Source organism: Methanobacterium subterraneum, from assembly GCF_002813695.1.
GTDB lineage: Archaea > Methanobacteriota > Methanobacteria > Methanobacteriales > Methanobacteriaceae > Methanobacterium > Methanobacterium subterraneum.
The window spans coordinates 846,131-867,457 of sequence record NZ_CP017768.1 but is presented as its reverse complement, the minus strand read 5'-3'; the positions used below and the strand labels follow the sequence as shown (position 1 = coordinate 867,457).

The following is a 21,327-nucleotide window of genomic DNA, read 5'->3' as shown; positions in this document are numbered from 1 at the left end:
GTAGCCTTTCTTGTCTTATGAACCCTATTTAGCTCTTATCCGTGGATTCAGGTATGGTATGAATTAATATTAAAAAAAAGATGAATTAGAAAGATAAGGAATTTATTTAACGAGCAATATGGGTATTTCAACTTTTTTCAGAGTATTCTCAGCCACACTGCCCATTATAAGCTTCTCCAGTCCGGTTTTCCCGTGTGTACCTATAACCACCAGATCAGCTCCTGCTTTCTGGGTTATTTTGACCATATCCTTGGTGGGGCTTCCAACCAGAAGTATTTCATGGACTTCCACACCCATATCCTGACCCTTCTTTTGTACTTCCTGGAGAATGGCTTTACCCTCATCCTGCAGTACTTCATAGGGATATATGAGTTTATCATCGATTATGTGGAGGGCAACAACAGTTGAACCCAATTTTTTAGCAAGAGATAATGCGGTATTTTCAGCCCTTTTAGAGTACTCGGATCCATCAGTGGGGACCATTATAGTGTTGAACATATTTTGACTTCCCATTTTAAATTATTCCCATAATTTTAATCCATTATATTATTCTATTTATTCACTTTTATTTTTATTTCCCCTTACATTGATCTAATTTAATTCCAACAAATTTTACTAGAATTGGATTAATAAAGCTATATTACCTTGAAATTATTTTCAATCCACTTTCCTACGATGGTCACCCACCACAAAGTCCTTACCACCTAGATGGAGTAATGGTTTCACCATTTCCACATCCAGAAGTCCTTCCCGCATGGCATCTTCCCTGACACCAACCTTCAATACCCGTCCAACCACTAAATGATGATCACCACATTCCTGGGTGAATTCAACTTTACACTCCATATGGGCCAGGCATTCCTTTATCCAAGGTGGTGCGACTTCAACAGAATCCATCTCAGTCAAACCTGCTTCTTTAATCTCATTCACTCCCTGGGGGAACTTTTCACCAGTAACCCATAGTTGGTTGAGTATATCTGCACTGGGAATGTTAACCACCAACTCCCTGGTTTCTTCCAGATTCTGATAAGTATGGTGCCGGGGCACAGATGACACTGCAATTAATGGTGGGTTAACTGAAACTGGCATGGTGAAGGAAAAAGGGGCAGCATTAACTTCCCCTTCATTATTCACAGTGGTCACAATTATGGTGGGGCGAGGTGCCAGCATTCGGTAAAAGCTTCCCACATCCATATTTTCAAATTCCATTGTAAAAATCTCCCCTTTTTTTCATGTTTAGTTATATCCAAGTAAAAAATTTTATTCTTCCAGTAATTTCTCTTTCCACTGGGAAATATTCTCAAGATAATGAGCTCCACAGCTTTTAATGAATTTATCACACTCAATATCAGGATCTCCATCTCCAATGAGTTTCCCATCTTCCATGCGTATGGAACGGGTGGAAAGTTCCTCAATGAAGTCAATATGATGGCTAACCATGATGATGGTGGTGTTGAATTCTTTATTTATCCGTTTGAGGGAATTGGAAACAATACGGAGGGTTATCGGATCCAGATCACCGAATGGTTCATCTAAGATAAGAACCTTGGGATGTGATGTTAGCACCAGGGCCAGGGTTGCCCTGACTTTCTGACCTCCTGATAATTCATAGGATCGACGATTTAAAATATCCAGGGGAAGGTCCAGTGCTTTGAATATGGGTTCAGCATATTCTTTGATTTTATTATCTGGGAAACTTGGGAAAAGTGCATCTAAAATATTTCCAGATAAACCTAACTGTTCTAAACGCTGTTTTGCCTCATTTTCGGGAAGATCTGTGAGCTGGTATAGAACATCCAGGGCCAGGTCACTGATACCCAGTTCTTCGGCTTTTTTCTTGGCTTCATCCACTACCATTATTCCTTTAACTCCCAGTCTTCCGGCGATCTGATCCCGGATACGGGCGTGATGTACCAGTGCGAATTCCTGGTGCATGAATCCCATTTGGCGGCGGATTTCCATTCGGTCAATTCCAGGCTGGTGCATGTCCACCCATTCACCGTCCAGTTTAAAGGTGACTTTACCGGCATCAGGAAGGTCCAGACCACCCACCATACGTAGTAGCACGGTCTTACCAGCACCACTGGGCCCAATAAGGGAAACGATCTCTCTTTCATTAATATCGAAGCTTGCATCTGTTAACTCCAGCACATTACCTGCTTTAAGAAGATAAAACCTTTTCTCCAGGTCGCGGGCTTTGATTATGGTCTTCCCAATATCTTCACTGTTACGTTTGGGTAGTTCATCTTCCATTTTCTGGAGGAATTCCTTGATTATTTTATCTGGTGAACCTACATCCACCACCTGTCCTTCTTCCATTAATACCAGCCTCTGGGAGAGGTAGTGATGAACCTCAGGAAGGTGAGAAACCAGGATTACGGTCACTCCCAAGTCCTGGTTAATATTACGAATCGCATCCAGAATTTCCTGTTTTGTCTTAGGGCAAGACATGGTGGCAGGTTCGTCTAACAATAGAACTTTGGGCTTTTTAGCTAACTGTCGGGCCATAATAAGTCTCTGTTTTTCCCCACCACTCAGTACTGGTGCGAAATGAGTGGCTTTATGATCCAGACCCACCACACGGAGAATTTCCATAGCTTCCTCTTCAAACTCGTCAAATGCAAAGTCAAAATCAGTTAATGCTTCATCCCCATACTTAGTCCCGTAAAGCTTCCTTATAACATTGTTAATTGCTGTTTCAGACCATAATCCAAAGGAACGCTGCAGGTGAATTGCGGTTGCCTCTCGCAGTTTCCGGGAATAGTAAGTGGTGGATTCAGGGGTCACTGTCACATCATCAATGGTAATTGACCCATCATCAAATGGTTCCACACCCCTTAACACACGGAGCAAACTGGTTTTACCAGAACCACTGGTCCCAATAATCCCCACAATCTCACCCTTTTCCACTTCCAGGTTAACCTGATCCAGTGCCTTGATCTTAAGACCTTCCTCCATGTGGTAAGTTTTTGATAGATTCTCAATCTTTATCATTCTTTATCACCATTATCCTTTGATTTTTTCATAATAAGGATTAGTCTCCCAAAAAATTTATTATGCATTTATTGATAAAGTTATTGTCTTTATAATCCCTAACTCTTGTTAATCCCATGGGGATATATAGGTTATCGTGATTTTTTCCTCAATATTCTAAACTTGGATATTAACCTTTCAGAATATCCCCAGTTATCCCCTTACCACTTTCCTCTTATATTCAGTAAACTTGTTACAAAGTCATCAAAACATTAATAACACTTCATACTCCCTATCCTAATATATTTTATATCAGATTCTCATTAATCTCTGAAATAACTCCCTATTTATTGATTTATTGGTAACTCTCCAAATTAGCAATCTTTCCAATCTTTTGGTTAATTATTTATGCGTGCAAAAAGAGAGAAATATTTAGATTATGTGATATTTAATAGAATGGTAATTCAAATTATTTTAATGGATTGTCAGTTGAAACTCATGATTTTGGTTTGCAGTGTAATATAATAAACGGTAAAAAAAACTTAGATTGAATAATTCGACTTCAGAATCAAATATTTATAATACAAAATTTCAATCATGTTAAAATTTTAATCAATTATTAAATATGGTGTTTGATTATGAGAGGACTTCTGGTGGGGAGAATGCAACCGGTGCACCGGGGACATATTCAGGTAATGGAAAGGATCCTGAATGATGTGGAAGAAGTGATCATTGGAATTGGTAGTGCGCAGGTCAGTCACAGTCTTAAAGATCCATTCACCGCCGGAGAGAGGGTGATGATGATCACTAAGGCCCTGGCAGAAAATGACATACCAGCATCCTGTTACTACATCATACCAGTGCAGGATATAGAGTGTAACTCCCTCTGGGTGGCCCATATGGAAATGTTAACCCCACCATTTGAACATGTCTACTCTGGCAACCCACTGGTCCAGAGACTTTTTCATGAAAAGGGTTATCAGGTTACCGAACCCCCATTATTTAACAGAAAAAGCTATTCCGGGACAGAAGTTCGGCGTAGAATGCTAGCTGGTGATAACTGGGAAAAATTAGTCCCAGAATCAGTAGTAGAAGTTATTAATGAAATTGATGGTATTGCTAGAATTAAACAACTAGCCAGAAAGGAGGTAAGTGAAGTATGATATTTGCCAGAATAATTCCAGATTATGAGGAAATAATCACCCTGAATGATTTAACCCAGAAAATCAAGGAAACCCCCTCTATTGGGGAGTGTGGAGCCATATTCACCTTTGAGGGAATTGTAAGAGGGAAAGATGAGGCTAAAACCACGGATGAAATGGTGTTAACATCTCCAGATCCTGAAAAAACAGAAAAAGAACTTGAAAAGATTTTAATCCAGGTTCAGGAAAAAAACGGAGTAAAGGAAATTGCTGTAGTTCATTACCTTGGCCATTTCAAACCAGGTGATCCTCTATTCCTGGTGGCAGTAGCTGGAAGCCACCGTCATGAAACTCGTGAAGCACTGGAAGAGATTATAGAAAGAGTAAAATACGAACTTGACTTTAAAAAAGAGGAAAAGGGCAGTGCTGGTAGTAAAATCATCATGTCCGGAGGATAAAATATTCGGGTTTTGAACTTAGGTAGATTTAGAACTAATGTCAGATTTGAACTTAAGGCAGAGCTAAAATTGCGTTCGATTTATTAAAGAGTCAGATTTGAACTGAATATTCCAAAATGGGGGTTTACCTTGAATTTAATCATTTCAAGAGGGGGAAAGCAATTTATAAGCTCCATGGAGGTCCTAAATGAAGTTTATTCGGGATAGTGTTCATGGAAATCTTCAGTTAGATGATTTTGAAGTTAAATTAACGGATACTCCTGAAATTCAGCGTCTGAGGAGGATCAAACAGTTAGGATTTACCTATCTGGTGTACCCAGGTGCCAATCATACTCGTTTTGAACATTCCATTGGCACCATGTATTTGGCCTCCAGGTTGGCCCTAAACCTGCAGCTGGATGAAGATACTCATTCCCTGATTCGATGTTGTGCCATTCTACATGATGCGGGCCATGGACCATTTTCTCATGTATCAGAGGGCAGTATTGAATCATCCCATGAGGAACTCACCTCCAAACTCATTAAAGAATCACAACTGGGAGACATTCTATCTGAAAAGTTCAGTGTGAATGAAGTACTGAAGGTGATCAGTGGTGAAGGGCCACTGGGCCATATGATCTCAGGTGAACTGGATGTGGATCGTATGGACTACTTGCTAAGGGATTCATACTTCACAGGGGTTGCTTATGGTGTTATCGATGTGGAACGCCTTATTTACAATATGAAACTGGAAAACGAGTTACTCCTCCTGGATGGCAAAGGTGTTCAGGCAGCAGAATCCATGTTGTTAGCTCGTTATTTCATGTATCCAAGTGTTTACCAGCACCATACCACCAGGATTGTTAACTCCATGTTCCGGCGCTGCTTGGGGAAACTACTGGAAAAACAGCTAATCAATGAACACGAGATTTACCGCTACGATGATATTGACATAATCTCATCAGCCAGAGCTGTGAATGGTTTCATCGGAGATATTATGAGAAGATTGGACAACAGGCAACTCTTTAAACGGGTGTACTCCCTTAAACTCAATGACATACCCAATCCAGAGGATATTTTTAAAATGAATATAACTTCCATAAAAAAAGCTGAAAATGATATAGCCCTGGACATAGGAGCTGGTGAAGAATATATAATGGTTGATATTCCAGAATACCCATCTTTCCATGAAATGACCACTCCAGTGTCTGTAAATGGGGATATTGTCCCACTAGGTGATATTTCTAATCTGGTTAGGGCACTTAAAGATGCCCGTTTCAATCATGCGGATTTATGCATCTACCTTCCAGAAAAATACTCAGAAAAAGCCTCTGAACTTAATTTCATTGATTATCTAGATATCCCTGATTAAATCATCGTCTAAAGCCATTTATTGGATTCTAACCAAATACTTTCCTATATACATTTAACTTTATAGAATTAATTCATTAATTACATAGTATTCAAGTGGATAAATAAGCTTATTTAGACAATAGTGATTAAAATGATAGTGGTAGCCATAACTGGAGCTAGCGGCGTTATTTACGGTGTCAGACTCCTGGAAGTATTGAAAGAAATGGGAAGGAAAACTGCCCTGGTGGTAACTGACCCGGCACGTATCATCCTGAAATACGAAATGGGGATGGATGAAGATGAACTAAAGGGACTTTGTCACAAGTTTTATGATCCAGGAGACCTTACCAGTGCCATTAACAGTGGTTCCTGCCGTTTTGAATCCATGGTCATTGTCCCCTGTACCATGAAGACCATTTCTGCAATATCCACTGGTTTTGCCAGCAATGCGGTTACCCGGGCTGCAGATGTAGTTTTGAAGGAGAGAAGAACGTTACTCCTGGTGCCCCGCGAAACGCCTTTACGTTCAGTTCATTTAGAGAATATGCTAAGTATCAGCCGTGAAGGTGCAATAATCCTCCCAGCAATGCCTGCTTTTTACCACCAACCCCAGAACATGGATGATCTGGTTGATTTCCTAGTGGGTAAAATACTGGATGTTCTCCATATTGACCATAACCTCTACCAGAGATGGCAGGGAGAGGTCCCATGATCCCGGATGAGGATTTCGTCCAGATCCAGGGTGTGCCCGGACCTACTAAGGAAGAGGTAAGGTGCCTGGTAATGTGCAAGGCCAGAATAGCATCCAATGATACAGTGGTTGATGTGGGCTGCGGTAGTGGTGGTTTAACACTGGAATCCGCTCGTAAGGCCCGGAAAGTGATTGCACTGGATAAAAATCCGGAAGCCCTGGAACTAACCCGTCAAAATTTGCAAAAACATGGTCTCACCCCTAAAGTTCAACTGGTGGAAGGTGATGCCCTAGAGGTATTGGAAGGCATTGAATCCTTCGACACCTTCCTGGTAGGTGGAAGCAGTGGAGATCTCCCATTTATAATAAAACAGGGATATGAAAAGCTTAATAAACATGGTCGAATAGTGGTAACTTCCATCCTATTGGAAACCAGGGTTGAAGCGGTTGACACCCTTAAAGAATTGGGAATGACTCCCGATGTGGTGGAAGTAACCATTGCCAAGGGGAAAATAACCGAAAGAGGCACCATGATGCTGGGAAGAAACCCAATCACCATTATTTCTGCAGTGAAATAAGATCGTAACATTTTAATGCATAATATTCCTCCATTTATTGTACATGGGTAGAAACGAGGTAAAATCTGTTATTAGTGTAAAACTCCAGTATAATACTAATTTCTTAAACTTTCTAATTAAGATGTGAATCCCCTATATATGGAAAAAGAATTAAAATAATATAATTATTAATTGATTAAAACAGGTGAATGAATGAAACTATCTGAATATTTTGGTTGGAAGGTTAAACTGGGAATATTTCTGGTTATACTTTCTGCCTTACTTTACGTGGCCAATTATTTCATCTTCCATGATCTCCATGGAGTTTTATTTTACATTGGTATTGATATTGCCTTTTTACCCATTGAGATACTCTTCGTGGTGTTGGTAATTGAAAATGCCATCAGCAGCAGAGAAAAGAAGCAGATGATGGAAAAACTAAACATGGTAATTGGTGCCTTTTTCAGTGAAGTGGGAACTGATCTACTGACAGCCATCACCAAATTCGACCCTGATGCTGAACACATAAAAGACGATCTTTTGATCAACAATAACTGGTCTGAAAAAGATTTCAAAAGGGCAAAAAAAGCCATCCAAGAATTTGAATACACCTTAAATATCAAGGATGACCCCAAATCAATTCAGTTTTTAATATATACTAAAAAATTCCTGGTAGATGAGCGGAAATTCTTACTGGCTTTACTGGAGAACCCCAACTTACTGGAACATGAAACATTCACTGATCTTCTCTGGGCAGTATTCCACCTCATGGAGGAACTGGATAACCGTATTGACCTGGCTAAGCTTCCAAAATCAGACTTTGATCATCTTTCTGGGGATTTAGTACGGATTTACAGCCTTTTATTAGTTGAATGGTTACAGTATATGGAACATTTAATGAAAAACTACCCTTACCTGTTTTCACTGGCAGTTAGAACCAATCCCTTTGATCAACACGCTCACGTGGAAATAACTCAGTAATTAGACAATAAAAACCCACTTTAATTTTTTTTTATTTCATTCTTTATTAATTAAAATGGGGATTATTCCGTAACCTTTTTAAGTGGTGCTACCAATAACATTAAAAAACTAAATGTGGTCGATGCAATGGAGAGTCTAACTCTCGAGCAGTATAGAAAAATGGTGGATAAGGTAATAGAATTTAAAAGGTTGAATGGAGACCTGCCTAAATATGCGGTTGTTGACGGTTGCCGCATTCACAAGAGAGAATATATAGATATGATTGAAAGGGTTAACACATTCTTCCTCCAAATGGGAAGAAACCCTGGAAGCGTGGACATTACGCCCCTTGAAGATGTTCCAGTTGTGGAAACAGTTTTAATATAATTTATGAACATCACCCCACAATTTTCCTCATTAAATCTCTCTAAATCCATAAAAAAATCTCCTTTTTTATTAGTTATCTTGGATTATCTAGAATTAATAACCTTAAACAGCTTAATAAATGAATTAAAAAAAAGATGGGGATGTTGATTCATCTTGAACTATTATTTACTACTCCTGCCCCTACGTCCCTTTGTTTATGTTTTTAATTGTTAATTATTAGAATAATGATTTTTTTATTTCTTAAGGGATTGGGACACATCTTCTGGACGGTTTAAATTGATGAAACTTTTTTTTCCTGGATCTAAAACTTCAACACCAACATAAGCTACATCAATTTTTTCCAGTAATGATTTAACATTCCGAAAACCATTTTCCAACTGTTTCTGAATTATAGGAATACATTCTTTACAGTAATAAGAATGTAATGGTTCGGTTGATCCATCTGGCCAAACTGGAACCAGAATACAGGCTTCACTAACTTCTGTTAATTCGAACATTTTATCTACAAAGTAAGGTGAGACAAAAGGAGAATCACAGGGCAAAACTAATGCACCCTCTGATTTTATGTGTGATAAGCCAGTATAAAGTCCCAGAAGGGGGCCCTGATCTACTTCAATATCAACTACCAGTTTGATGTGGGGGTCATGATTATGTATTTGCCTTTTAAAGTCATTAATACAGTTTTGATATAATTCTACCTGTTTTTTATCCCTTAAAACCAGTATGATTTCTTCAGTAATTTTTACAACCATCTTCAACAAGTGGATTATGAAGGGGTCCCCATCTAAATTCATCAATCCTTTATCCTTTCCCATACGTCGGCTTCTGCCACCACAAAGTATTATACAGGATTTCATGAATTTTTTAACCCTCAAAAAAATTTTCCATAAAAGTAAAATAAGATTTTTTCCCCAAAAATTTTATTTCAGTACTCTATTCTTAATTTTATATTTCTTAAATCGTATTTCACCAAAGATTTAAAAAAATATTTATCCACAACCTTTTACATGAGTCGGGTTGTGGGGTAGTTGGGGCTTTCGTTTGTTATTAAAAGGTCATGTGGATGGCTTTCAGTCATACCACTGGAGGTGATCCTGACAAACCTGGATTTCTCCCACATTTCGGGGATGTTACCAGCACCACTGTATCCCATAGATGCTTTAAGACCACCCATCAGTTGGAATATCACTTCTTCAGCCGGTCCTTTGAAGGGTACAACTCCTTCCACACCTTCAGGCACCAGTTTGGCGTGCTTCATGGGTCCTTTAACTTCCTGGAAGTAGCGGTCAGTTCCTGCTCCTGAACCACCAGTCATGGCCCCGAGTGATCCCATTCCCCGGTACTGTTTGAATTTGCGGCCGTTCATTATAACCACTTCACCTGGAGATTCAGTGGTTCCTGCCATTAAACTTCCAACCATTACTGCATCCGCACCCACTGCTATGGCTTTGGCAACATCTCCAGAATATCTTAATCCTCCATCACCAATAACCGGCACGCCATGTTCCCTGGCGACATCCGCTACACTGGATATGGCGGTTAACTGTGGTACTCCCACTCCAGCTATGATCCTTGTAGTACATATTGATCCAGGCCCTATGCCCACTTTCAAACCATCAACATCTACACCAGATATGATTGCTTCGGCTGCTTCACCAGTAGCAATGTTACCCACCAGAAGATCAGCCTGGATGTTTTCTTTCATTTTCCGGGCAGACTTGATAATACTGGGTTTGTGGGCGTGGGCCACATCCATGGCAATGATGTCTGCTCCAGCTTTGTCTAGGGCTATGGCTCTTTCCAGATCAAATGGGCCGGTGGCAGCAGCAACCAGGAAACGTCCATCTAAGTCTCTCACTGCATTGGGATGTTTTTTACGTTCAAGTATATCCCGTATGGTGACAATACCCACTATTCGATTATTTTGAACAACCGGTAATCTTTCCACCTTGTTATCATAAGCGATGTCCAGAGCTTCTTCGGGCGTGGTGGATTCATTGATGGTCACCACTTCCTCGGTCATGAATTCACGTACTTTTTTCTGAGCATCAGAGTTGATGATAGGTTTGATATCCCGTCGGCTGATAATACCAATCACGTTTCCATTATCCACTACAGGTAGACCGCTAACGTCTTCCATATCCATAATGATACTTGCTTCATGGATAGAACTATCTGGAGAAGTGGTTATAACGTCTCGTATGGTCAAATCCTCGGAACGCTTGACTTTTTCAACCTCGGCCACCTGTTCTTTAATGTTCATGTTCCGGTGTATAACACCTAACCCTCCTTCCTGGGCAAGTGCAATGGCCATTTCAGCTTCAGTGACTGTATCCATGGCCGAACTCACAATCGGGATGTTGAGATTGTAATTTCGAGAAACCCTAGTCTTTGTTTGGACATCTTTGGGTTCAATGTTGGATATGGACGGTACCAGCAAAAAATCATCAAATGTGTATCCTTCCGGGGCTTTTTTTAATTTATCTGAAAACATAACATTTCTCCTCCATTCCACAGGGTGGATTAAAATTAAAAGTTAATTATTTAAAAATCACCAACAGTGACTTACTCCTCACTTATCTGGGATCAACTTATGATCACCTCTTCCTAGTCTTTGAGAGGGACTTTATTAGATTTAAAATCTTATTAGGTTGAAAAGATTTAATTCTCTGAATTAAAAGCTTTCAACCATCTTTTTTAACCGGGCAACAGCCTCGTGATGTATGTGACCGGAATTCCGGTCTCCACCAATACAAGCTGCACCTCGTATTCCAACCACGTCACAACCAAGATCCGCAAGTAATGATAGTTGTTCTTCTTTAACTGAACCAGCTAATGCTGATTGAAGGCCGTATTTATGGGTATCTTCATTGAATTTAGATAGAGTTTCTTCATTCATGAAGTCAAAAAGTGTTTTACCATCCTTAACTGCTGTATCTACCATGGCTAAATCGGCTCCACTATCTGCAGCTACCCGGGGAATGTCCATGGGATCCACGGCACCTACACGGTGGGCATCAGCGTATCCAGCTGCCACAACAGTTACATTATCATTAAATTCATGAGCAGTTTTAACCACGTTTTCCATGACTTCAAGAGCTTCGGAGTAGTTTTTGGTTCCGTATAATCCTACTTTGATGTAATCTGCACCGGAGACAACTGCACCAGCAGCTGCCAGGGATACTGTTCCTGGTTTGTAGGGAACATCCCCCAGAGTTGCACTAACTTGCAAGTCATTGGGAGTCATCTCACGAATTTTTTTAATGACCCAGGGGAAATTAGCCCCTAATGAACCTTCTTTAGGATTTTTAACATCTACTATATCTGCACCGCCGTCTATGGCTTCTCGTGCTTCTTGTGTGTTTATGGGACTGATCAAGAGAAGCAAATATGATTCCTCCTATTTATTATTTATCAAGTCTTCTAACTAATATTTAAAACCTATGATTCAAATCATGGCAATTAACTGTTTAGATTAATTTATTTCTCATCCGGTTTAAATGGTGACCTTCTTATTTTAAGATTATCTCTAATTTCGCCATGTTTTTTTGGATAAATATCTCCTTTAACCGAGTCTTTGCGGAGATCTTCCAGCATAGTGTTAATGGGAATTTCCACTGGACACTCCACTGTGCACAGGCCGCATAAAGTACATTTGTATAACCCTGAATCAAAACAAACCGCCTCATTATGGATATAGTTGCTTAAAACCACCCCTCTACCTCCTAAATGGCGTAAATATCCGAAATCAGGCCCAATAGTTGTGTAAACTGGGCAGTTAACGATGCAAGCGCCGCATCCAATGCACCATAAGCATTCTTTTTGTTTCTGGAGTGCCTGGCTACGTCCGTTGTCTAAAAATATTACAACCACTCGTTTAGCTCCATACATATCCTTTAATATGATCTGTTCAATGTCTGCGGTCTTGGAAGGGGATGATATAACATTCATATAGGCAGGAACTGTTTTTCCAGTGGCATAGATAGTTTCCAGTTTCACCACTGATACAGCATCTTCCAGATCGGGCACTACCTTATCAATGCCCACCAGTATGATATGCAGGTCCATCATGGTTAGAAGGCTTATATTACCTTCGTTATGAACCATTAGCAGTGACCCATCATGGGCGGCAACTGAGTTGGCTCCGGTGATCCCTATTCTACACTGGGATATTTTATCCAGAATATCATCTTTCACCACACCCATAATGGCTTTTGCTTCGGCTTTTACCTCTCTTTTAAATTCATCTGACACGATTTCTGCTATTTTATCCATGTCAAGATGACATGCTGGTCCAATGGGGTGAGTGGGATGACTCTTGGAAAATTGAACAATTCTATCTCCCAGATCAGTTTCCAGAACTTTTATACCCCTATTTTCCAAATATTCGGTGAGTTGTATCTCCCCTGCGGTGTTGGATTTGGATTTAGCCACCATCTCCTCCTTTTCCACCAGCTGATAAATGGCCTCCCTGGCTTCATCACCATCTTTGGCCATGATAACTTCAACCCCATTATTTTCAAGGGTTTCACATGCCTTTTCCAGGAGTGGGGGTAGATGTTCAACTGAAATTTCCCGAATATTTTTAACCCTTTCCTTTAACTTAACAGTACGTTCATCCTGGAGGAGGTCTGCTCTTCGCTTGTCCAGTATATTAAAGGATCTCTTCATAATTTCCATGGCAGCGTCATTCATGGTTCAGCCTCCCCAACATGAACTGGGATAGATCCACGATGGTAATCCCCTTACCTGAATATGTTACCTGGGCTAACTCTAGGTTCGAAATACAGAATGGGCAACAGGTAACCAGGGTTTCGGCACCAGTATCATTAGCTTCATCCAGGCGCATTTTACCTATTTCTATCGATAATTCAGGGAATGCAGATCTGACACCACCACCCGCCCCACAACAACGTGCTTTTTCATGGTTTCGTTCCATTTCCACCAGTTCAGCAAAATGACTTATAACATGGCGTGGAATTTCATATTCCCCCATATGACGTCCTAGATGGCAGGGATCATGATAGGTAACCTTCTCTTGAGATGCCGCTGGTTTGATCTTACCCTCTTTAATCAAATCATAGAATAAATGTGAAGTGTGAATCACATCAACATCTTCCCCCAGAATATCAGGATATTCATATTTAAAAGTACGATAACAACCTGCACAGGAAACCAAGATCTTCTCTCCCCTAATATCCTCTAAAGTATCCTTCATAACCTGGAGTGCATCATCATAAAAACCAGTGCGTAGTAACACCGAACCACAACATCCTTCATTATCCAAGGTACGGTAATCGGTTCCAGTTTTTTCCAATATTTTCTCAGTGGTGTCAGGGATTTCAGGCATTTTCTCCCGTGACAAACAACCTCTAAAGTAAATCATAATGTCACCATATTAATCTTCAATCAATCCCATTCATCCCAATAAAATTCCATAGTTTTATCTTTAAACTCTGATAATAGGCTCAAAGAGTATTTTTTCATTTCAATTGTAAAATCATATGATATATATTCCAGTTTAGTTAAAATATCAGGTTTTTAGTATTGTATCACAAATCATTCACCAATTAAAATTTCAATAAAGATCCAATTGCAATATTCATTAATAGATGTGTAGTTGATTTCTGATTATATAATGATCCATAGATAGCTGGTTATTTTTATTAAAATGAGAGACATTTTTTAAGGGGGACAGGATTCATAATGTTTAGAAATACAAAACAACCAACAAAAGCCTAAACCTTCTAATATAACGGAATTTATATTTCACATTAAAATTGAAATAACAATAGAATTATTCTATTAATTGATAATATTATTTAAGAGATACTTTACAACCAATTAGAATATTGAATTAAACTAAGGGGGCTGTAAATGACATATTTAATTTGTGAACAATGTGGGGGTTACTACGAACTTCAAGAAGGGGAAAAAGTTGAAGATTTCAGTGATGAATGTGAATGTGGTGGAAAATTGCGTTACGCAGAATCTTTACCATATTTTGAAGATTTAAACGATTCAGAAAGTACAGAACCCACTGCTTCGGACATGGATATGGATCCAGATTTAGATCTTGATCCCCAATCAGTGTTTATTGAAAATCAATCCAAAAACCTTGTTGAGGTTGATGAAAAATACCAAGATGAAACTTTAATAGAATCCAAAGAAATCCTTGAAAAGGACCAATTTCCTCCGAGAGAATCAGAACTAGACAAATCAGAACTAAAAGAATTTAAACTAGCAGTAGAATTACAGGAAATATTGGAAGTTAAAGGGAATTATATTATTCAAGGATTAGGGCCTAGTGAATATATTAGAGTTCTCAGGGACGGAATTGAGATTGATGGTGGACAATTTATAGGATATTCTGACATTGTTACCATCCAGGATGGATATAATCCAAAATTCCCGAAATCAGGGATAGGTGGTTTAATTTCTTCTGTTAATTCGTTAATTTCATCCAAGAACTGGTCTTTTAAAATCATCTACAATGAAGGTGAACTTGAATTTAACGGGGTTAAAAAGAGTGATGCCCAGAGATTTGTTAGTTTTGTAAACCGAATAATAAAAAATAGAGAGAACTAAAAACATGCTGGAGTTTAATAGGGGCACGTAATTCAAATACATCTTCTCTTAAGCGTCAAGTTGATCTAAGTCAATGGTGGTATATGAGTTTTATAGATATTATTGTTGGGGTTAAAAATGAGGAAAAATATATTAAAAAATGTATTGGGAGTTTGCAGAATCAAACTATTCAAGATATAAAAATTCTGGTTGTTGATGGTATTTCCAGTGATAGAACACCCGATATTATCCGAGAAATAGCTGAAAACGACTCCAGAGTACTATTACTTAGAAATCCACGTGAAGTTATAAGTTCTGCTCGTAATATTGGTTTAGAAGCTTCTGATGCTGAATATGTGGCATATCTTGATGGTCATTGTTATGTTGACCATGATTGGTTGGAAAAACTTCTTGAAACTTATCAGAAGTATGAAAAAAGGTGTAAATTAGGTGGAGTGGGTTCCACTTACGCGAGCCCAGACAATGACAGTGATTTGGGTAAAATTATTGCTAAGGCATTACAAACACCTTTCGGTGGTATTGGAACGGCATTTGCTCAGGAAAATACAATAAAAAAGGTTGAAACAGTGGCATTCACTTTATATCCTCGTTTTTTATTGGAAGAAGAAGATTTGTTCTATGATGAGACAATGAGTCATTGTGAAGACACAGACTTCAACTACCAGCTAATAAAAAAAGGATACCAACTTTTACAAAATCCTCGTGCTTTGGTCTACCAGTATCGCCGCGGTACTTTAGAAGCTTTTTTGCAGCAAATGGTTAATTATGGGGAGGGAAGAGCCAATTTTACCATAAAAAATCCTCGAACTTTCCATTGGTACCATATAATTCCAACCATCACTATATTCTACTTTATAATATTCATGATAACCTTAATCGCCTATTTAAATAGTTTAATAACTCAATTTACTATTCTTATAATTTTTTCACCAATAGCAATGTATTTCCTAATTGATATATATTACACCTTTAAGTTTGGTCAAATCAAAACTTTGTTGGTATTCCCTTTAGAACACATGGGATTTGGCTGGGGATTTTTGAAAGGTATTTTAATGAACAACAAAAAATTAAAAAGAGGAGACTTTGAATGAACCCACTGGTTTCAATTATTATAATCAATTGGAACAGTTGGCAGGACACAATAGAGTGTTTAAAATCTGTTTTAAATATCAAGTATTCTCATTTTAACTTAATAGTGGTTGATAACGGTTCCATAGATGACTCTATAGAGAAGCTGGAACAATACTCATCAGAACTTGGACTAAACTCGTCGGGGATTTTTCTTATTAAAAATCCAAAAAACTATGGTTTTGCCCAAGGAAACAATATAGGGATAAATTATGCTTTGAAAAACCTAGACCCAGATTATATTTTGCTTTTAAACAACGATACAGTGGTGGATAAAAATTTTTTAGCTCAACTGGTAAAAACCGGAGAAGAAAACCCTAAGAATGCCATCATAGGTCCTGCCGTCTATTATTATGGTCAAAAAGATAAGGTTAGTATTGTTGGGGGTAATCTAAACTTATACACTGGAAGGACTAATTACCCTCATTTAGACACCCATGACTCGGGGATCAAAAGTGAAATTGATTACATATCTGGCTGCTGCTTGTTAATCAAAAAGTCAGTAATTGAAAATGTAGGTCTTCTAAAACAACAATATTTCTTGTACTATGAGGATGTGGAATGGTGTTACCGAGTTAAAGAACATGATTACAGGATAATTTATCAACCAGCAGCTAAGATCTATCATAAAGAATCTCCCACTTCAAAAAATCCCACGGGAGTCTATTACCTCACCCGGAACCGCTTTTGGTTTATGAAGGAATACAGCAACAAATGTCAATACCCGATATTCATCTCATTATCCTTTTTATATTTTTTATACCATATGTTGCGTTATGTGAAATCTAGAAAACTCACATCTGCTCTTTACCACGGAATGAGGGATGGTATTAAAGGGCCATGAAATTATATCAAATAATTTTCACTATAAAACTTCCTCATAGATTTTATGAATCAAATCAACCACCCGGTCCCAATTGTAGTTTTCAGCAATTTTCCTTCCATTCTTACCTAACTTATGCCTGAGAGTCGGATTTTCTAATAATAAAGATAACTTACTAGCTAAGTCACCAACCACCTTTGGTTCTACTAATAGACCATTTTCACCATTCCGCACTACTTCTGGAAGTCCTCCCAGGCGTGATGCCACCACAGGTAAACTTGAGGCCATGGCCTCTAAATTAACAATACCAAAAGATTCAGCCATTGTAACCGATGGTAGGCAAAATATGTCTGCTGCCCGGTAATAATACTTTTTTAGTTCTTCGGGAACAAAACCAGCAAATATAACTTGGTTCTCGACTCCTAATTCCTGGCTTAACTGCCGGAGATCCATTTCCATGGGCCCTCGTCCAGCAAAGACAACATGAGCTGATTTATGTTCTAATAATTTCAAAGCTTTAATTAAAACTTCTGGTCCTTTGTAGGGCACGAGACTTCCAAAAAATAGTATTAAATCCCCTTCCAAGGGTAAATTTAACTTCTGCCGTGCTTCCTTAGGTGAACAAGATATTTGAAATTCTTTAAGGTTGATGCCATAGGGCACAACCCGGATTTTATCATGAAACTCCTTTAAATGGGGAGATTCATTGGCATAGGTCCTAGTTCCCACAAGTATTACCTCTGCCTGATCTAGGACTTTACTCAAAAATAATCGATTGTAAAGGATAACTCCACTATTTCTTAAAAAACTGCCCCCAGTCTCCTGACCATCAAAATGGTAACTCACAACAAATGGTACTTTATATCGCTTGGCATAACGTAGCGCAGGTAAATCTGAATAAGGGATGGGAGAATGGGCATGAACTAAATCCAGTTCATAGTTTAAAGGTTCCCTCCAAAGTTTAAAAGAAACATTGGCACTGGCTACCTTAAAGCTGGTGGCGTAACGGTGTATTTTTAATCCATTACTTTGCTCTTCATCATTTTTACCAATGGCTGTTGTGAATATATCTACATCTTCACTCTTTTCTACCATGTGCCTAGCCAAGTGATAGGCAGCCATCTCTACTCCCCCATGTGCGTATTTTTTGATATAAATGTCATCTTGTAGCCTATGGGGGTATGGAAAGTGACCGATGAAGTATCCAATTCTCATTATGAACTCCTATCATTTTTTCTGAAACTCATTTTATTACTTATTCTATCTAAAATATATATAATTCATACATACTGTTTTAATGGTTATATATTATGAATAGAATCCAAAAAACAGCAAAAAATATGGGTAAACTATTAATATAGGTGTACTATCCGACTCCCCCATATTTAGTTATTTAATAGGTTTTTGTATTTGATGTAAGCTACTAGGTATCTGGGTGCTGAAGGATTTGGAATATTACCACTTTGCCTATTGATGAAAATCCAGTGCTAGATATTTATTTGGAAAAAAAGAGATAGAGTTATCAGAAAATTATTAATTAAAGATGATTTCTAAGGATAGTTAATGGGTAGAATTAAATTCGGGTTGCGAAAAAGCTAATTTATAGACTTATTAAGTAGAATAATTGTGATTAATAGGTGAAATGAGTGATATCTATAATTTGCGTTTATAATAATAAACAAACCTTGGAACGTTTCTTACTAAAAAGCTTGCAAATTCAGGAAAATGATTTTCAGTTAATACTAGTTGATAATACTCAAAATAAGTTCTCATCAGCAGCCCAAGCACTAAATCATGGTGCTAGTAAAGCACATGGTGACTATTTCATGTTCGCACATCAAGATATGCTATTCACTTACCCTCAGTGGCTAGAAGAAGTTGAAAACACTTTAAAATCTTCAAATAATGTGGGTATAGCTGGAGTGGCAGGTAAAATCCACCGCAATCAGGTCTCTAATATGACCCATGATGAACCACCTGTACTCTCTGGAAATAATCCCATTAGCAAACCACAAAAAGTACAAACATTGGATGAATGTCTTTTCATAATTCCACAAAAAGTTTTTAAGGAACACCAGTTTGACGAGTTAACTTGTGATAACTGGCATCTCTACGCTGTGGATTACTGTCTCACTATTCTAGCTGATAATTTAGATGTTTATGTTATTCCTGAATATTGTTACCACCATTCCACAGGATATGCATTTGGTGATGAATATTACTCAACATTAAAAAAAATAATTAATAAACATAAGGAAAATTACAATTGGATTTACACTACTAACGGCAACTGGCATACTTACTGCCCAATGGTTCTACAAAAAATTTACAACCGCCTTATTTATTACTTTGTTAAGTTTCGTCGAAGTCAAAACCTTTGAAGAGCTAGATCAGACGCTATTTCTTCTTTACATCTACTTTTCTCTGCAGAGCTATCTCACGGTTGAGCAGGGTGATTTCCTCTTCTATATTCTCAATCATGTTGTATATTTTGAAAATTAAATAATAACAACCAATTAGTCCAATAATTAATATTAGATCTAACCCGCGCCCGATTCCAGTTATTCTGGCCAGAATTGATGTTGTGTCAGGATATGATGAGAAGATAATCAAAAGCACCCAGATAGCAGCCCATACTAGGAGCATATTAAAAGACATTTTCCCATCCTTAAACCTCAAAAAAGTGACAATAATGCCGATTATTCCAATAAATAATCCAATGTACTGGTATAATATCATTATTTTATGCTCCCTCTTATTTGTCCTTTAATTGATTTACGTTTTTATAATTTATTTTATAATTTAATATGATATAACAATATTATTTAACATAATTCTACTGTTGATTTAATCTTATGGCCATTTTATTATTTTAAAATATCCTTAATGAGTTTTGCTAGTATCTTTAAACCCACCTTGGTGTTAGTGCCCTTAGAGAGTGAGTAGTCCGTGTAAATAGTAGTTATGGGCACCTCAACCATTTGAAGATGTTTCCTCCTAACTTCTCCAATGATCTCGGAAGAAACACCGTAATCACGGGAATGGAGTTCAAATGACTCGGCGGCCTTCTTATTAAATGCCCTTAGACCCGACTGAGAATCTTCAACATTCTTTCCATAAAATATAATGGTAATAATGTTCATAACCATGTTTCCGAACTTTTTGCGGAAAGGCATCTCACTAAAATTCCTCTTTCCAATTACCACATCAGCCTCGCCCTGCAGTATTGGCAGGCAGAGTGGGATAAGATCCAGGGCATGATGCTGTCCATCAGCATCAAAAGTTACAATAATTTCTGGATTATGAGTTAATGATGCTGCGATTCCTGTAGAAATAGCTGCCCCTAATCCTCTGTTTAAAGGATGCCGGTATAAATTTACATGGTCAGGGTGTTGTTTTATGAAGTCCCTTACAACTATAGGGGTATCATCAGATGAACCATCATCAACCACAATTAAATTAAGGTCAAGGGAAAACAGCTCCCTCATAACACCTCCTATGGTTTTCTCTTCATTATAAGCCGGCATAACAATATAAATGCCTTTTTTATGTTCTCTGAATATGCCTTCAGAGACTTCAAAATCCGAAATCACTTTAATTCTCCCAAATCTTCCAATAATTTCACTATATTTATTATTATGGTTAATTAAGTTTAATAGCTAATTCAGCCACTCTTCCACCCAGGTTTTTTGATGTTTCTAATCCAACTTCATCACTTCCAGCTTCCTCTTTGGCCCCACCGACTCCAGTTCCCCCGTAATGGGCTAAGGGAGCACCATCTCCCACAATTATAACATCATGAATTAACATAAATTCGTGAATTGCTGATATAGTGGTTTCCTGACCACCGTTACGGGATCCGCCAACACTAATAGCGCCCCCTACTTTGTTTTTTAGTTTAAAATCCATGCGAAGAGGTCGGGACCGGTCCATTAACATTTTAAGTTGAGCAGTTACATTTCCAAAGTAAACCGGGCTTCCAATGATCATACCCTGTGACTCTATTAGTTTAGTCAGTATACTTGGCACATCATCATATATTGCGCATTCACCTGTTGATTTGCAAATATCACAGGCAATACAGGGCTCGATTTCAGCATTTCCTAGATTTATGAGTTCTGTGTCTGCACCAGCATTTTCAGCTGCTTTAAGGGCTTCTTTTACTAAAATAGTAGTGTTACCTCCTTTCCGAGGGCTTCCCACAATTCCAATGATTTTTACCAATTAAATCACTCCCAAATTTTCTAAATATTGTAAATTTTGAATAAATCCGTTAGATGGATTATTT

General features: G+C 38.2%; 23 protein-coding genes. 11 read left to right on the top strand and 12 right to left on the bottom strand.

Annotation, left to right across the window (positions count from 1 at the left end; all coding sequences use genetic code 11):
• Window positions 1–102: 102 nt before the first annotated feature.
• The 3 genes from BK009_RS04085 to BK009_RS04075 all read right to left on the bottom strand — a co-directional run bounded on the left by BK009_RS04085 (window position 103) and on the right by BK009_RS04075 (window position 2,958).
• Window positions 103–513 (bottom strand): universal stress protein, encoded by a 411-nt coding sequence (locus BK009_RS04085; protein ID WP_236951032.1) that lies wholly within the window; start codon window positions 511–513, stop codon window positions 103–105.
• A 144-nt stretch (window positions 514–657) separates the two neighbouring features.
• Window positions 658–1,209, bottom strand: a complete 552-nt coding sequence (locus BK009_RS04080) for a flavin reductase family protein (RefSeq protein WP_100907986.1) — start codon at window positions 1,207–1,209, stop codon at window positions 658–660.
• Between the two features lie 51 nt (window positions 1,210–1,260).
• Complete coding sequence (locus BK009_RS04075) at window positions 1,261–2,958, bottom strand: ATP-binding cassette domain-containing protein (protein WP_394340092.1); 1,698 nt, start codon at window positions 2,956–2,958, stop codon at window positions 1,261–1,263.
• Window positions 2,959–3,611: 653 nt separating this feature from the next.
• Between BK009_RS04075 and BK009_RS04070 the strand changes: the two genes are divergently transcribed.
• From BK009_RS04070 to BK009_RS04040, 7 genes are all read left to right on the top strand, one after another.
• Window positions 3,612–4,136 (top strand): nicotinamide-nucleotide adenylyltransferase, encoded by a 525-nt coding sequence (locus BK009_RS04070; RefSeq protein WP_100906185.1) that lies wholly within the window; start codon window positions 3,612–3,614, stop codon window positions 4,134–4,136.
• A complete protein-coding gene (locus BK009_RS04065; RefSeq protein WP_100906186.1) occupies window positions 4,133–4,573 on the top strand; it encodes a molybdenum cofactor biosynthesis protein MoaE in 441 nt (146 codons plus the stop codon). The genes BK009_RS04070 and BK009_RS04065 overlap by 4 nt, the downstream gene beginning before the upstream one ends.
• Before the next feature lie 187 nt (window positions 4,574–4,760).
• Window positions 4,761–5,924, top strand: a complete 1,164-nt coding sequence (locus tag BK009_RS04060) for an HD domain-containing protein (RefSeq protein WP_100907856.1) — start codon at window positions 4,761–4,763, stop codon at window positions 5,922–5,924.
• 132 nt (window positions 5,925–6,056) lie between these two features.
• Window positions 6,057–6,617 carry a UbiX family flavin prenyltransferase gene (locus BK009_RS04055; protein ID WP_100906188.1) on the top strand — a complete coding sequence of 187 codons (561 nt, stop codon included), beginning with the start codon at window positions 6,057–6,059 and terminating at the stop codon, window positions 6,615–6,617.
• Window positions 6,614–7,174 (top strand): precorrin-6Y C5,15-methyltransferase (decarboxylating) subunit CbiT, encoded by a 561-nt coding sequence (gene cbiT, locus BK009_RS04050; RefSeq protein ID WP_100907855.1) that lies wholly within the window; start codon window positions 6,614–6,616, stop codon window positions 7,172–7,174. The genes BK009_RS04055 and cbiT overlap by 4 nt, the downstream gene beginning before the upstream one ends.
• A gap of 192 nt (window positions 7,175–7,366) precedes the next feature.
• Window positions 7,367–8,134, top strand: a complete 768-nt coding sequence (locus tag BK009_RS04045; RefSeq protein WP_100909102.1) for a hypothetical protein — start codon at window positions 7,367–7,369, stop codon at window positions 8,132–8,134.
• Window positions 8,135–8,260: 126 nt separating this feature from the next.
• Window positions 8,261–8,500 carry a pseudomurein-binding repeat-containing protein gene (locus BK009_RS04040; protein WP_100906191.1) on the top strand — a complete coding sequence of 80 codons (240 nt, stop codon included), beginning with the start codon at window positions 8,261–8,263 and terminating at the stop codon, window positions 8,498–8,500.
• A 233-nt stretch (window positions 8,501–8,733) separates the two neighbouring features.
• Here the strand turns inward: BK009_RS04040 and BK009_RS04035 are convergent, their stop codons facing one another.
• The 5 genes from BK009_RS04035 to BK009_RS04015 all read right to left on the bottom strand — a co-directional run bounded on the left by BK009_RS04035 (window position 8,734) and on the right by BK009_RS04015 (window position 13,886).
• Entirely contained in the window at window positions 8,734–9,357 is a 624-nt protein-coding gene (locus tag BK009_RS04035) for a molybdenum cofactor guanylyltransferase (protein ID WP_100907985.1), read from the bottom strand.
• Window positions 9,358–9,503: 146 nt separating this feature from the next.
• Window positions 9,504–10,994, bottom strand: coding sequence for an IMP dehydrogenase (gene guaB / locus BK009_RS04030; RefSeq protein ID WP_100907853.1), 1,491 nt, complete (start codon window positions 10,992–10,994; stop codon window positions 9,504–9,506).
• A 180-nt stretch (window positions 10,995–11,174) separates the two neighbouring features.
• Window positions 11,175–11,888 (bottom strand): (5-formylfuran-3-yl)methyl phosphate synthase, encoded by a 714-nt coding sequence (locus tag BK009_RS04025; RefSeq protein WP_100907852.1) that lies wholly within the window; start codon window positions 11,886–11,888, stop codon window positions 11,175–11,177.
• A 92-nt stretch (window positions 11,889–11,980) separates the two neighbouring features.
• A complete protein-coding gene (locus tag BK009_RS04020) occupies window positions 11,981–13,195 on the bottom strand; it encodes an LUD domain-containing protein (protein WP_100909101.1) in 1,215 nt (404 codons plus the stop codon).
• Window positions 13,188–13,886 carry a (Fe-S)-binding protein gene (locus tag BK009_RS04015; RefSeq protein ID WP_100909100.1) on the bottom strand — a complete coding sequence of 233 codons (699 nt, stop codon included), beginning with the start codon at window positions 13,884–13,886 and terminating at the stop codon, window positions 13,188–13,190. Before BK009_RS04015 ends, BK009_RS04020 begins: the two co-directional genes overlap by 8 nt.
• 491 nt (window positions 13,887–14,377) lie before the next feature.
• Here BK009_RS04015 and BK009_RS04010 point away from each other — a divergent pair, with 491 nt between their 5' ends.
• The 3 genes from BK009_RS04010 (at window position 14,378) to BK009_RS04000 (ending at window position 17,060) form a co-directional block, all read left to right on the top strand.
• A complete protein-coding gene (locus BK009_RS04010; protein WP_100907849.1) occupies window positions 14,378–15,088 on the top strand; it encodes a hypothetical protein in 711 nt (236 codons plus the stop codon).
• Between the two features lie 83 nt (window positions 15,089–15,171).
• The gene (locus BK009_RS04005) at window positions 15,172–16,179 is read left to right on the top strand and encodes a glycosyltransferase (RefSeq protein WP_100907848.1); all 1,008 of its coding nucleotides are present in this window, start codon (window positions 15,172–15,174) and stop codon (window positions 16,177–16,179) included.
• Window positions 16,176–17,060, top strand: a complete 885-nt coding sequence (locus BK009_RS04000) for a glycosyltransferase family 2 protein (protein WP_100907847.1) — start codon at window positions 16,176–16,178, stop codon at window positions 17,058–17,060. The genes BK009_RS04005 and BK009_RS04000 overlap by 4 nt, the downstream gene beginning before the upstream one ends.
• A 21-nt stretch (window positions 17,061–17,081) precedes the next feature.
• Here BK009_RS04000 and BK009_RS03995 read toward each other — a convergent pair whose 3' ends face one another.
• A complete protein-coding gene (locus BK009_RS03995; protein WP_100907846.1) occupies window positions 17,082–18,254 on the bottom strand; it encodes a glycosyltransferase family 4 protein in 1,173 nt (390 codons plus the stop codon).
• Window positions 18,255–18,685: 431 nt separating this feature from the next.
• On the opposite strand from BK009_RS03995, the gene BK009_RS03990 reads away from it, so the two are divergent.
• Window positions 18,686–19,420, top strand: coding sequence for a glycosyltransferase family 2 protein (locus BK009_RS03990; protein WP_100907845.1), 735 nt, complete (start codon window positions 18,686–18,688; stop codon window positions 19,418–19,420).
• 16 nt (window positions 19,421–19,436) lie between these two features.
• On the opposite strand, the gene BK009_RS03985 is transcribed toward BK009_RS03990, so the two are convergent.
• The 3 genes from BK009_RS03985 to BK009_RS03975 all read right to left on the bottom strand — a co-directional run bounded on the left by BK009_RS03985 (window position 19,437) and on the right by BK009_RS03975 (window position 21,263).
• Window positions 19,437–19,778 carry a DUF2304 family protein gene (locus BK009_RS03985; protein ID WP_100906202.1) on the bottom strand — a complete coding sequence of 114 codons (342 nt, stop codon included), beginning with the start codon at window positions 19,776–19,778 and terminating at the stop codon, window positions 19,437–19,439.
• A gap of 128 nt (window positions 19,779–19,906) precedes the next feature.
• Window positions 19,907–20,632, bottom strand: coding sequence for a glycosyltransferase family 2 protein (locus BK009_RS03980; RefSeq protein WP_232728028.1), 726 nt, complete (start codon window positions 20,630–20,632; stop codon window positions 19,907–19,909).
• Window positions 20,633–20,681: 49 nt separating this feature from the next.
• Window positions 20,682–21,263: a flavodoxin family protein gene (locus BK009_RS03975; RefSeq protein ID WP_100906203.1), complete on the bottom strand. Its 582-nt coding sequence runs from the start codon at window positions 21,261–21,263 to the stop codon at window positions 20,682–20,684.
• Window positions 21,264–21,327: the final 64 nt, after the last annotated feature.